We start from the raw sequence: 12,427 nt of genomic DNA, 5'->3' as shown, positions 1-12,427 counted from the left end.
CTGCTTCCGTGGCGTAGTGTCACGGCTACAGTCGAACATTCGGACGCTGCTGCCCTGGACCTCGGCGGTTCCCCGAGTCAGGGAGAGGTGCAGCCATGAGAAGCCGTTGGCGGCCGAGAGCCCTACGGGCGCGGCCTGGTGATCGTCGTGGATGACGGCATCATCCGGGTGGCTCGCCTCGTGGCCGACGAGCCGGCCCGGGCAAGCGACCGTGGTGGCGTCGGCGGGGTCCTGCGCCGCTTGTGCACGGCCGCGGAACGCACCCTTTCGGCCTCAGGCGTAGGGGTGAGTGTTGTCGGGCAGGAAGGGATGCGGGGTGTGGCCGCAGTGTCCGAGCAGGCCTACGGGCCCATCGAGGAATTGCAGTTCACGCTGGGTGAGGGTCCGTGCCTGGACGCGTTCACCACCCGTCAGCCGGTGCTCGTGCCCTGTCTCGCCAACGGGGCGATGACGCGCTGGCCGGGCTATGCGCCCGCGCTCCACGACCTCGGCATGCGCGCGGTGTTCGCGTTTCCGCTGCAGGTCGGCGCCGCACGCCTCGGCGCCCTGGACGTCTTCCGGGTCGAGCCGGGCCCGCTGACCGACGGCGAGTTCCGCGACGCGCTGACGTTCGCCGACATGGCGGTGACAACGTTGCTGGACGGTCAGGAGCGAGCCGCGCCCGGCACGATGGCCGACGGGCTGGACGAGGTCACCGGGCAGCGAGCGGAACTTTTCCAGGCCCAAGGGATGGTAGCGGTGCAACTGGGTATTTCTCTGGCTGACGCCCTGGCCCGGCTGCGCGCCCACGCATATGCCGAGGACAGTGCGCTGGGAGAGGTAGCACGCGACGTCGTTGCGCGTAGGCTCTCCTTCGATAGCGGCCAGTTGTGACCGCCGTCGGCACGGAATCCGGAGAAGGGCGGTTGTCCGCTGTGAGCACCGTTTCCGCCGAGCGGCTAGCGACCTTGTTCGTCGAGGCCGCCGATACCCTCGTCGACGAGTTCGACGTCGTCGAGTTCTTGCAGATGCTCACCCGACGGGTGGCCGGGCTGTTCGAGACCGGCGAGGTCGGGCTGATGCTGGCCGACCATCGCCATCGGTTGACCTTCATGGCCGCGTCCGACGAGAGCGCCCGCCTCATGGAGCTGTTCCAGCTGCAGTACGGCGACGGTCCCTGCCTGGACGCGTTCCACACCGGCCGGCCGGTCATCAACGTGAACCTGGCCGCCGCAACGGACAAATGGCCCGGCTTCGCACCACGCGCCGCTCTGGCCGGCTTCGAGTCGGTGCACGCCTTCCCCCTGCGGCTGCGCAAAGAGGTCATCGGTGCGATGGGCGTGTTCGGCAGCGCCACCGAGCTCGATGCATCAGACATTCTCGTCGTCCAGTCACTGGCCGACGTCGCCGTGATCGGGCTGCTCCAGGAACGAGCCATCCGGCGCGGCGAGGTGCTCTCCGGCCAACTGCAGGGCGCGTTGAACAGCCGCGTTGTCATCGAGCAGGCCAAGGGCATCGTCGCGCAGGCCAACGGCGTCACTCCCGACGAGGCGTTCGCGCTGATCCGGGACTTCGCCCGCCGGAACAACCGGCGCCTCAGCGAGGTCGCCGGCAACATCGTCGCCGACCTCCCCGTCCTGCCCGACCTGGCCGACCGTTAGCCGAGCCGCGTTTCGCCGCCGGGGCGCGTACGGTTGGGGTTACACCGGTTTCCCGGCATCCTCCGACGAGCGCGACGCGCCCGGCGCCTGATGGCGCGATTCCTCGATCGGAAGGCACTGCAATGACCGGTCTGATCTCTCGAACCAAGAAAACATCGGACGACGGCGTACGCCTGCGGCTGGACCCGCAGTCGTCGCGGACCACCGTCCTCGACGGGGCCTGGTGGCCCCGCTCGACCGACGCGGTCGCCGAGCTGCCCGCCCTGGTGGACGCGCTAGCCGGCTCCCGCGGTGACATCACGAACGTACTGCTGAACACCTCGGAGTGGGACCAGCCCCACCCCCGTCGCGTCGGCGCCGGCCGCGGGGCGCTGCGGCTCGGCTGGTTCACCTCCCAGCCGGCCGGCCTGGTCACCCTCATGAGCGACTTCGGGCGCGACCGATTCGACCTGCTGGTGATCCCGCCGGGCGCCAGCCGGAAGTCAGCCGACGTCGGGCTGGCCGCCGCGGCTGACCCCGACGACCGCCGCCACACACCCGAACTCCTGGCCGAGATGCGGCAGACCGCCTGACCTGGGGTAGCCCGCGCGGCGCGGCCGCCGACCGGAATTCGGACTCGACGTGGTCCAGGAAGGATGGTCAGTGAGCGTCGAGGCGTTCGTCGTGTTCGCCCTGGCCGCCGTCGCGGTGGTCGTGCTGGTACGGTGGATCGCCAACCGGACGGGGCTGCCCGCCGCCGCGCTGCTGCCGATCATCGGGATCGGCTACGCGCTGCTGCCGGGCCCCAACGTGCCCCTCGACCCGCATCTCGTCCTGACCCTCGTGCTGCCGCCGTTGCTGTACAGCGCCGCCCTGGACTCGTCGCTGCTCGGGATCCGCCGCAACCTGCGTACGGTGATCAGCCTGTCGGTGATCCTCGTGCTGCTCACCGCCGTGCTGATCGGCGTGGGCTTCGCCTGGCTGGTCCCGGGTGCGACACTGGCCGTCGGCATCGCGGTCGGCGCGGCCGTCGCGCCGCCGGACCCGGTCGCGGCTCTGGCGGTCGGACGCAAGGTCGGGCTGCCGCCGCGGATCGTCACGCTGATCCAGGGCGAAGGGCTCCTCAACGACGCCACCGCCCTGACCATTCTGAGCGTCGCCGTCGCGGCGGCCACCGGCAGCGGCTTCTCAGCGCCGGCCGCGTTCGGCCGGTTCGTCGTCGCGGCCGCGGGCGGAGTCGCCGTCGGCTGTCTGATCGCCTTCGCCGTCCGGCTGCTGTCGCGGCTGCTCAGCCGCGACCCGATGATCGCCAACGCCATCTCGCTGGCCACCCCGTTCGGTGCCTACGTGCTCGCCGAACGGATCCACGTCTCCGGCGTGCTGGCGGTGGTCATCGCCGGCCTGATCGTCGGGCATCACACGCCGCGGTCGGCCTCCGGCGCGGGCCGGCTACAGACCAGCGCCGTCTGGCGACTGGTCGACTTCCTGCTCGAGGGCTTCGTCTTCCTGCTCATCGGTCAGCAACTGCCCGCGGTCATCCGCGGCCTCGCCCAGTACGAGGCCGCTACCGTCGTCACCGCCGTCGCGATCACCCTCGGCGTCGTCCTGCTGTTGCGGCCGCTGTGGCTGCTGCTGACCCAGTCACTCCCCCGCTCTCTGCACACCCGCCTCGGCACCGGCACCCCGTCCCGGCTGGGCGTCGCCGCAGCCGACCGGCTGACCGGCGCCGAGGTCGTCGCGCTGAGCTGGTCGGGCACCCGCGGGGTGATCAGCCTCGCCGCGATCTCCACCATTCCGCTCGTGACGAGCAGCGGCGCGCCGTTCCCGGCCCGCGATCTGCTGCTGTTCTGCACGTTCGTCGTCGTGCTGGTCACCCTGGTCGGGCAGGGCCTCACCTTCGCACCGATCGTCCGGCGGCTCGGTCTGCACGCGGACGAGAACGACCAGGCCCGCCTGCGCAACGAGGCGCGTTCGGCGTCCGTCGAGGCGGCCCTGGTCGCGCTGGACGAGCTGCGCGCCGACGACCATGACGACATGCCCAGGCACGTCGTCGACACGATGAGGGGCCAGCTGCGCACCCGGCTCGCCCGCTACGAAGGGAGGCTCACCCTGCTGCGCGAGAACGACTCGGCCAGCCTGCCGGTCTCGCCGCGCTACGAGGCGGCCCTGCACGTACGCCGGGTGGCGATCGACGCCCAACGGGAGGAGCTCCTGCGCTGGCGCGATGCCGGCCGGTTGCCCGACGAAGGTCTGCGCGTGCTGGAACGCGAGCTCGATCACGAAGAACGGCTGCTGCCCGATCGGCCGGCCCGCCGTGGCTGACGTCGTCACGGCCGCGGGAGCACCGGCACTGACGCCGGCATGTTTGCCCTGACACGGCGTGGGCATCCAGAGCGCAACAAGCTTCTTTGCCACCCGGATCCGTCGGCGAGACAGTCCGGGGCAACCGTCCACCCAGCGGCTCACACTCGACGCCGCCACCGAGGACGGCGTTCCAGCCGGTTTCCACGGAACTCGCCGCCGAGCGATCAAGGTGCCTTCAGGGGTCAGGGCTCGTTCTCCCGGGTTCTGACCGCGCGCTCGCCGCCCTCGAAGGGACCCACATGATCAACCAGTCCGATCTGCAGTACATCAACGGCGCCGACGTCTACGCCGCCGGCGGTGGGAAGATCGGCTCCGCCGGCCAGGTCTACCTCGACGATCGAACGGGCGAGCCGGAATGGCTCAGCGTCCGCACCGGCCTCGCCGGCACCAGGGAATCCTTTGTGCCGCTGAACCGGGCGACCCTGACCGACGACCGGCTCGAGGTCCCGTTCGACAAGGACCGTGTCAAGAACGCCCCACGCGTCGACACCGACGGCGAGATCGGCCCGGGCGAAGAGGACAAGCTGTACACCTACTACGGTCTCGGCTCCGTCCATGGCTACCGAGCGACCTCCGAGACCGTCCGGCTGCGGAAATACGTGGTGACCAGCCGGCAACCCCCGGCCCCGGTTCGCCGCCCGGTCGTGGGTTAGTCAACGGCATGCCCCGGCCTCGCACCGCCCGCATGAGCCCCGCCCAGCGGCGGCTGACCCGTGCGGCGCCCGTCGCCGCCGACGGGTTCGTCAGCATCCTGACAACGGTGGATGGGCTGCGCCTGCACATCCGGCAGCGCATCGACCCCGCCGAGCAGGCACCGGCGTGGCTCCTCCTGCACGGCTTGGCGGTGTCGCACCGATATCTCATGCCGACCGCCGCGGCGCTGCCCGGCTCGGTGTACGTGCCCGACCTGCCCGGCTTCGGCTTCTCCGGCGACCCGGCCGAGGCGCTGACCGCCGAGCAGCACGCCGATTTCGTCGCCGCCTGGATGGACGAGGTCCACCTTGGTCCCATCCTGGTGCTGGCCAACTCGTTCGGCTGCCAGATCGCCGTGGAGCTCGCGATCCGTCGGCCCGACCTGGTCGCCGCCCTCATTCTGGTCGGGCCGACGGTCGATCCCTCCGCTCCGACCTCCGGCGCGCAGATCCGCCGCTGGGCGAACGACCTGCTCCGCGAGGACCCTCGCCAGGCGACCATGATCCTGGCCGACCTGCGTGACGCGGGGGTACGGCGCATCCTGCGCACGCTCAAGCATGCCGTCGCTCACCACATCGAACACCGCCTTCCCGTCGTGGCGGCCCCGATCCGGGTCCTGCGCGGTCAGTACGATCCGATCGCTCCCGCCGAGTGGGTCACCCGCGCGGCCGCCCTGGCCCCGGCGGCCGACACGGCCGAGATCCCCGGCGCGGCGCACAACGCCGTGACCACCGCCGGGGCACTGGTCGCCGCGCAGGCGGTCGCCTTTGCCGCAGCCGTCGGCCGGCTGGCGGAGTCCCCGAGTGACGACCGGCGTATGCCGCTGACGCACACGACATCGGCGGCGCAAGCACGGCGCATGGTCGAGCAGGTTCTTCACGACTGGAACATGACCGACCAGACCGACGATGTCCTGCTGGTCACCACCGAACTGGTCGAGAACCTCACCCGGCACACCGACGGCGGCGGCGAGCTGCACCTGCAGCGCCGGCCCGACGCCGTCGTGGTCGAGGTGACCGACACCGACCCGCGACCACCGACACCGAGAACCCCGTCGCCGGTCGTGCCGGGCGGCCGCGGACTGCTCATCGTCGCCGCGACCGCGCGTCGATGGGGCAATCGGCCGGCGCGGTGGGCCGGCCGCGCGGGCAAGATCGTGTGGGCGGAGATCGCCCGGCGGAACCACGACTGATCGGGCCCGAACGAAGCGCGCACCAGATCGGCGGCTCCTACACCAGCCGCAGCCGGGGCCGAGTGCTCGCGGAGTCGGCCGTCGCCCGCTCGCTCCGGCCGTCATCGATCAGCTCGGCCATCCCGGTGGTCCTCAGGACCCAGCGCACCGTCGGCCGAGGATGGCACACCACGACCGGCGTTCCACTGCCCAGCCGCCCTTGCAGCCGCATGATCCAGTTGGCCAGGGCTGATCCGGCGAAGTCGAGCTGCCGAAGCTCCAGGACGACGCGCCTCGCGGACAGCCCGGCCAGATGGTTCGTGATCTCGGTCAGCATCGGGACGGCGTCGCCATCAAGGTCGCCGGAGACGCAAACTTCGACGACACTTCCGGCGGTGGCATCACGCACGGAAACGGTGCAGCCGGCCATGCTGTAGTGCGGCATATTCCACCCCTGACATGGATCATCGTGTGCCAGGGTCCGGGGCCGCGGCTCGTCACGGGCCGCACGCTCGACCATACGCTCCACGGGCGTGTCCCGGTTGATTTGCCGACACTGATTCTCACGACCCGTCTCGACTCTCACCTCCCGCTGCCGCCGCGACGGCCGCCGGTTGCTCGCCGTTCGTGGTGACCGAATCAGCCGCACGCTGCTCTGGCCCGCTGACCGGGACGGCGTCGTGGTCGGCGGTGCGCTGGGTGCCCGGCGGCTCCCCGCCCGGCACCGGCTCGCCGTTCGGATGCCCGGCCAGACAGCGCACGGCGGTGTTGACCACCGCGAGCAGGGGAACGGCGATCAGACCGCCGATGATGCCGGCGACGAGCACACCGGTGGCGATGGAGAGAATGACGGCCAGGGGATGCAGAGCCACCGCGCGTCCCATGATCAGGGGCTGCAGGACGTGGCCCTCCAGTTGCTGGACGGCGATCACGACGGCGAGCACGATGAGTGCCTTGACCGGGCCGACGGTGACGAGAGCGACCAGAACGGCCACGGCGCCGGTGAGGGTGGCGCCGATGACCGGGATGAAGCCGCCCAGGAAGACCAGCGCGGCCAGCGGCAGCGCGAGCGGCACGCAAAATCGCCAGGCCGATGCCGATCCCGACGGCGTCGACGAAGGCTACGAGCAGCGTGAGGCCGCCGAAGGCGGCCACGGCGTCAGACGTGCAGGGCGCGGATACCCTGCTCCGCACCGGACAAACCATCATCGGACAGACGGGCGACCTTCGTGGCCGGTGTTATATCGTCGGGTAAGGCGGGGGATGAATCCTTTCCGCCGGCTGCTCCAGACTTCGGCAGTGCATTCTCACCGAGGTGCTCAGGAGCGAGCCGTGCCAGCAAGCGACCCCGTCGTCCCCCCGACAGCGCCTTCGTCGGTCGTGGACGGACGACGATGACCGCCACCGACGATCAACGACGCGCACGACCGTTCGAACCCCCGTACCTGCTCACCACGACGACCCATCGCCGGGGAACAGCGGTGACCGCCAGCGGCGACGCGACCGCCTCGGTGGTCGAGCTGGGGCTCTACGGCGAATGGTCGCCGCCCTTCGGTGACCAGGTCTCCGCCAGCCTGCGGCTCTGCCTGGCCGGCCCGACGGTCTCCGTCATCGTCGATCTTCAGCACCTGACGGACGTGGCCGGGCTCAGTCTGACCTTCTGGATGGCGGCGTGGCGTCAGGCACGTCTGGCCCCGTCGCCGGTCCGCCTGGTGTTCTGCCTGCCCGACCGGGGCGCGCTGAGCCGGCAGCTGCGCCGCGCCGACGGACCGCGGCCACGGGTCTTCGGCGGTGTGCCCGAGGCCCAGGTCGCGATCGCCGCGATGATGTCACCCGCGGACCGGTGGCAGGCGCAGCTGAAACCCCACCCCGTATGCGTACGCACCGCCCGTGATCTGGTGCGGCAGGCGTGTCGCGCCTGGCATCTCGAGCATCTGGCCGACGACGCCATGTCGATAGTCAGTGAGCTGGCCGGCAACGCGGTCGAGCATGCCGGCACCGACTTCGTCGTGACCGTCTTCCGCAGCGCCGCCCGGCTGCACACGGCTGTTCAGGACAGCGCCCCGGCCTTCATCCACCACCGGCTGGCGGCCGTCACCCCGCCGGGACCGCTGCACAGCCGAGGGCGGGGCCTGCCGCTGGTGCACGCCATCGCCGCGGCCTGGGGGGCGATGCCGGCTCGCGGCGGCAAGGTGGTGTGGGCCAGCCTGGCCTGACGAGCACCGACCGTGCCAGTTCCGCCAACAGGCGTACGCTGGCAATCGTCGCTCCAGACTCTGGCGGCTTCGGTTCACCGCCAGCGTTCAGGAAGCAGACAAATGATCATATCCACGGCAGTCGTCCTGGCCACGATCCACCTCGATGCGGCCGCGCCGGCCGAGCCGGCCACGTCCGCATCCGCGTGAAGGTCGGCCTGCTGGGACCGGTGGCGTGGCGGACTCCACCGCGAGCGTACGGCCCCTGGGAACGGGTGACGGGTCTGCTCGCGGAAGGCCTCGTCGCCGCGGGTGCCGACGTGACCCTGTTCGCGACCTTGGATTCGATCACCGCGGCCCGGCTCGACGGCGTGTGCCCGCGCGGGTACGCGGACGATCCTTCGGTGGACGGCCGTGTGGCCGAAGCGATGCACGTCTCGCACGCCCTGGCCCGGTCGGGTGAGTTCGACATCGTCCACAGCCACCTCGACTGGCTCCCCCTCGCCTTCACGCAGCACTGCCGAGCGCCCCTGGTCACCACCGTGCACGGGTTCTCGAGTCCGCGGATTCTGCCCGCATATCAGGCGAGTGGCTCCTCGTTCGTGTCCATCTCGGATGCCGACCGCAGCCCCGGCCTCGACTACGTCGCGACGGTGCACCACGGGGTCGACATCGACGAGCTCCCGTTCAACCCGTCCGGCGGGCCCGGGCTGGTCAGCTTCGGCCGGATCCACCCCGACAAGGGCACCGGTACGGCGATCGAGATCGCGCGCCGGGCCGGCCGTCCTCTCACCCTGTGCGGCCCGGTCCAGGACGAGCGCTACTTCACCGAGGAAGTGGCGCCGCACATAGACGGTGATCGGGTCGTCTTCCTCGGCGCGGTGGGCCCGGAAAGCCGCGGCGAGATCCTCGGCGGTGCGGCGGCGCTTCTGCATCCGATCGACTTCGACGAGCCGTTCGGTCTGTCGGTCGTGGAATCCATGATCTGCGGCACGCCGGTCATCGCCTACCCGCGCGGTGCCCTGCCCGAGATCCTCGACGAGGGTGTCACCGGCCGTCTCGTACGTGATGTCGACCGCGCTGTCGAGGCCGTGCACTCGATCCACACGATCGATCGGGCCGGCTGCCGGACACGGGCCCGCGAGCGCTTCGGCGCCGACCGGATGGTCGCCGACTACCTGGCCGTCTACGAGAAGCTCATCGTCGAGAGCCGGCGCTGAACCCGCTCCGCTCTCTCGACCCGGCCGGCGCTCAACCGCGGCGGGCCGACGACCGAAAGGCACGCCCATGACGATCAGGTACGGATTCCTCAGCACTCACCCGCCCACTCGCTGCGGCCTGGCGACGTTCAACTCCGCCCTCGTCGCTCATCTGGGCGCAGTCGGCATTCCGGGCGGCATCGTGCGCGTCGCCGCGAACGGGGACGACCTGGCGCCCGCACCCGGTGTCGTGCACACCTGGACGGCGACGACGCCGGCCGGTTGGCGCGACACCGCCCAGGTACTCGACACCTTCGACGTCGCCGTGGTCCAGCACGAGTACGGCATCTACCCCGGCCGCGACGGCGAGGAAGTCCTCTCCGTGCTGCACCGGCTCGCAGTGCCGAGCGTCGTCGTCCTGCACACCGTGCTGACCCATCCCACTCCGAACCAGAAATCGCTGCTCGAGGGGATCGTGGCGGCCGCCGGCGCGGTCGTCACCATCACCCGGGCCGCGTACGACCGGCTGATCGCCGGCTACGCGGTCGACGCCGCGAAGATCTCCGTGATCCCGCACGGCGCCTCCGGCTACGCCGGCGCCAGGACCGCCGGGCGCACCCAGCCGCACCTGCTGACCTGGGGACTGCTGGGGCCGGGCAAGGGCATCGAATGGGCCTTACGTGGCCTGGCGCTGCTGCGGGACGTCGAGCCGGCACCCGTCTACACGGTGGCCGGCCGCACCCACCCCAAGGTCGCCGAACTGCACGGCGAGGCGTACCGGGAAGGTCTGCACCAGCTCGGCGCGGCCCTCGGCGTCGCCCACCGGGTGCGCTACGAACCGGCCTACCTCGACGACGCGGCCCTCGGCGCCCTCGTCCGCTCGGCCGACGTGGTCGTGCTCCCGTACGACTCCACCGAGCAGGTCACCTCGGGCGTCCTCGTCGAGGCGGTCGCGGCCCGGATCCCGGTCGTCGCCACCCCGTTCCCGCACGCGGTGGAACTGCTCACCGACGGCCCCGGGCTGCTCGTGCCCCACCGGAACCCGGTCGCCCTGGCGGCGGCGATCCGCAGCATCATCGCCGGGCCCGCGCTGGCCGCCACTCTGCTCGAACGCAACGGCCACTCCGGGCCGGCGATGGGCTGGCCGGCCGTCGCGCGGCGATACCACGAGCTCGCGACGACGCTTGTCACCGCCGGTGCCAGGCCGGTCGCTGTGGCGCGCCCGTGACCGTCAGGACGGCGACCTTGGCGCCGAGACCCGACCGCGACGTTCCCGCTCCCCCGTTCGCGCATCTGGTGCGGCTCACCGACGACACCGGCCTCTTCGAACATGCCCGCCACGCCACCGCCCGCCGCGCACACGGCTACTGCACCGACGACGTCGCCCGTGGCCTCGTCGTCGCCAGCCGCGAGGCCGACCCGTCGGCCGAGGTGATCCGGCTGGCGGAGTGTTACCTGACCTTCCTCACCCACGCGCAGGACGCCCAGGGCGCCTTCCACAACCGGCTCGGGTTCCACCGGGGCTGGACCGACCAGCCCGGTCTGGGCGACTGGTGGGGGCGCGCCCTCTGGGGCCTCGGCACCGCCGCCGCCCGTTGCCCGGTTCCGTGGATCCGTCAGGAAGCCCTGCTCGCGTTCGCCCTCGGCGCGTCGTGCCGGGCCACCGCCCCACGGGCCATGGCGTTCGCCGGGCTCGGCGCGGCCGAGTTGCTCCGCACCGATCCCGGCAACGGGCCGGCCGCGGAACTTCTCGCCGACGCCGCCATGGTCATCGGCCGTCCGGGGCCGGACCCGCGCTGGCCGTGGCCGGAGGAACGGCTCAGCTACGCCAACGCCGCCCTCGCCGAGACCCTCATCGTCGCCGGCGATCTTCTCGACGACACCCCGGTCCGGGCGGCCGGCCTGCGGATGCTGACCTGGCTGCTGGAAATCCAGATCAGCGACGGCCACCTGTCGGTGCTCCCGTCGTCAGGCTGGCTCCGCGGCAACCCCAGGCTGCGCCACGACCAGCAACCGATCGAGGTGGCGGCGCTGGCCGACGCCTGCGCCACCGCGGCCGCCAGCACCGGCGACGCCGGCTGGCACACCGGAACACGTCAGTCCGTCGACTGGTTCCTCGGCGCCAACGACATCGGCCGGGCCATGTGGGACCCCGCAACCGGCGGCGGGTACGACGGGCTGACCCTGCACGGGCCCAACCTGAACCAGGGCGCCGAATCCACCCTCGCCCTCATCTCCACCCTTCAGCACCGGACCCGATAGCGACGAGACGGGCGTACTGTCAGTGGTGTCACCGCCCCAGACCTCGGCGCCGTCTCGCCGACGTCTGGGGTCGCCGTGCAGTCTTTCAAGATCGTTGTATCGCCCGACATCGTCGATGCCCTGCGCCGGGAGCACGAACAGATCCGGCAACTGTGCGTCGACGTGCGCGGGTCTGAGCGCGGCCGTAAGAAGTATCTGCTGGCCAAGCTGCAGCAAGCCGTCCACCTGCACCAACTCGGGGAGACCACCGTTGCTCACCCGGCCGTACGCAACACCGGGCCGCGCGGTGACGCCGTCGCCCTGGGCTCTCAGGTGAAAGGCGCGCAGATTGACCGGTCGCTGACCGAGCTGGCCCGGCTGGGCGTCGAGCACCCGGACTTCGACACCCGGTTCGCGAGCCTGTCCGACGCCTTGCGCGACCACGCCGCGGAGCAGGAGAGGGACGAGTTTCCGTTGCTCCGCAGTCATGTGCCGGCCGATCGGTTGCACATGATGGCCAGCGCCATGCGGGACGTCCAGATCATGGCTCTCGACGGAGAAGCGGCGCTGACCCTTTGATCAGAAGGGCGACGCGCCCTCACCCATCAGCGCCAGCATGACGCCGCCCTTTCCGCTCTTGAGGCTCTGCACCACGACCTTGCCGGACCTGCCGTCGGGCATCTCCAGGGTGAAGGTCTTGCCGACTGCGTCCTCAGGGCCTTGGCCGGCGTCGTTGGCCACCCGGAAGTCACCCGCCCACGGCGCGACCTTGCCCTTGCGCCCGGGCTCGGTGAACAGGGCGACGGTGCCGGGCGTTCGGACGCCGTCGGCGGAGAGAAGCGCGGAGACACTGCGAAAAGTAGCCATTGCCGCAAGGCTAGCGTGGAACGCGCTCATTTGGGCCGTACGCTCGCTGCCTACTTCAGGATCATCTCGGAAGCGGGA

The 12,427-nt window shown here is 71.1% G+C and carries 13 protein-coding genes and 1 pseudogene; 11 read left to right on the top strand and 3 right to left on the bottom strand.

Annotation, left to right across the window (positions count from 1 at the left end):
• Positions 1–138: 138 nt before the first annotated feature.
• From EER30_RS11680 to EER30_RS11655, 6 genes are all read left to right on the top strand, one after another.
• A complete protein-coding gene (locus EER30_RS11680) occupies positions 139–873 on the top strand; it encodes a GAF and ANTAR domain-containing protein (RefSeq protein WP_240669962.1) in 735 nt (244 codons plus the stop codon).
• 41 nt (positions 874–914) lie between these two features.
• Positions 915–1,640, top strand: a complete 726-nt coding sequence (locus tag EER30_RS11675; RefSeq protein ID WP_127500408.1) for a GAF and ANTAR domain-containing protein — start codon at positions 915–917, stop codon at positions 1,638–1,640.
• Between the two features lie 122 nt (positions 1,641–1,762).
• Positions 1,763–2,212: a DUF5994 family protein gene (locus EER30_RS11670; RefSeq protein ID WP_127500407.1), complete on the top strand. Its 450-nt coding sequence runs from the start codon at positions 1,763–1,765 to the stop codon at positions 2,210–2,212.
• Positions 2,213–2,282: 70 nt separating this feature from the next.
• Positions 2,283–3,941 carry a Na+/H+ antiporter gene (locus EER30_RS11665; protein ID WP_127500406.1) on the top strand — a complete coding sequence of 553 codons (1,659 nt, stop codon included), beginning with the start codon at positions 2,283–2,285 and terminating at the stop codon, positions 3,939–3,941.
• Between the two features lie 281 nt (positions 3,942–4,222).
• A complete protein-coding gene (locus EER30_RS11660; RefSeq protein WP_127500405.1) occupies positions 4,223–4,636 on the top strand; it encodes a PRC-barrel domain-containing protein in 414 nt (137 codons plus the stop codon).
• Positions 4,637–4,644: 8 nt separating this feature from the next.
• A complete protein-coding gene (locus EER30_RS11655; protein ID WP_127500404.1) occupies positions 4,645–5,868 on the top strand; it encodes an alpha/beta fold hydrolase in 1,224 nt (407 codons plus the stop codon).
• A gap of 37 nt (positions 5,869–5,905) precedes the next feature.
• Here EER30_RS11655 and EER30_RS11650 read toward each other — a convergent pair whose 3' ends face one another.
• Positions 5,906–6,292: an STAS domain-containing protein gene (locus EER30_RS11650; RefSeq protein ID WP_127500403.1), complete on the bottom strand. Its 387-nt coding sequence runs from the start codon at positions 6,290–6,292 to the stop codon at positions 5,906–5,908.
• A gap of 118 nt (positions 6,293–6,410) precedes the next feature.
• A pseudogene (locus tag EER30_RS11645) lies at positions 6,411–6,981 on the bottom strand (AI-2E family transporter); the annotation flags it as partial.
• Positions 6,982–7,241: 260 nt separating this feature from the next.
• Between EER30_RS11645 and EER30_RS11640 the strand changes: the two are divergent.
• The 5 genes from EER30_RS11640 (at position 7,242) to EER30_RS11620 (ending at position 12,061) form a co-directional block, all read left to right on the top strand.
• Positions 7,242–8,063, top strand: a complete 822-nt coding sequence (locus EER30_RS11640; protein WP_127500402.1) for an ATP-binding protein — start codon at positions 7,242–7,244, stop codon at positions 8,061–8,063.
• A gap of 185 nt (positions 8,064–8,248) precedes the next feature.
• Positions 8,249–9,262, top strand: a complete 1,014-nt coding sequence (locus tag EER30_RS11635) for a glycosyltransferase family 4 protein (RefSeq protein ID WP_127500401.1) — start codon at positions 8,249–8,251, stop codon at positions 9,260–9,262.
• Between the two features lie 67 nt (positions 9,263–9,329).
• Positions 9,330–10,469 carry a glycosyltransferase gene (locus tag EER30_RS11630; protein ID WP_127500400.1) on the top strand — a complete coding sequence of 380 codons (1,140 nt, stop codon included), beginning with the start codon at positions 9,330–9,332 and terminating at the stop codon, positions 10,467–10,469.
• Positions 10,466–11,503, top strand: a complete 1,038-nt coding sequence (locus EER30_RS11625; protein WP_127500399.1) for a glycosyltransferase — start codon at positions 10,466–10,468, stop codon at positions 11,501–11,503. The genes EER30_RS11630 and EER30_RS11625 overlap by 4 nt, the downstream gene beginning before the upstream one ends.
• Positions 11,504–11,578: 75 nt before the next feature.
• Positions 11,579–12,061: a hemerythrin domain-containing protein gene (locus tag EER30_RS11620; protein ID WP_127500398.1), complete on the top strand. Its 483-nt coding sequence runs from the start codon at positions 11,579–11,581 to the stop codon at positions 12,059–12,061.
• Here EER30_RS11620 and EER30_RS11615 read toward each other — a convergent pair whose 3' ends face one another.
• A complete protein-coding gene (locus EER30_RS11615) occupies positions 12,062–12,349 on the bottom strand; it encodes a hypothetical protein (protein ID WP_127500397.1) in 288 nt (95 codons plus the stop codon).
• Positions 12,350–12,427 lie beyond the last annotated feature (78 nt).

It is taken from the genome of Actinoplanes solisilvae, from assembly GCF_003999975.1.
GTDB lineage: Bacteria > Actinomycetota > Actinomycetes > Mycobacteriales > Micromonosporaceae > Actinoplanes > Actinoplanes solisilvae.
The sequence above is the reverse complement of the archived record's forward strand: the minus strand, read 5'-3'. Positions and strand labels throughout refer to the sequence as shown.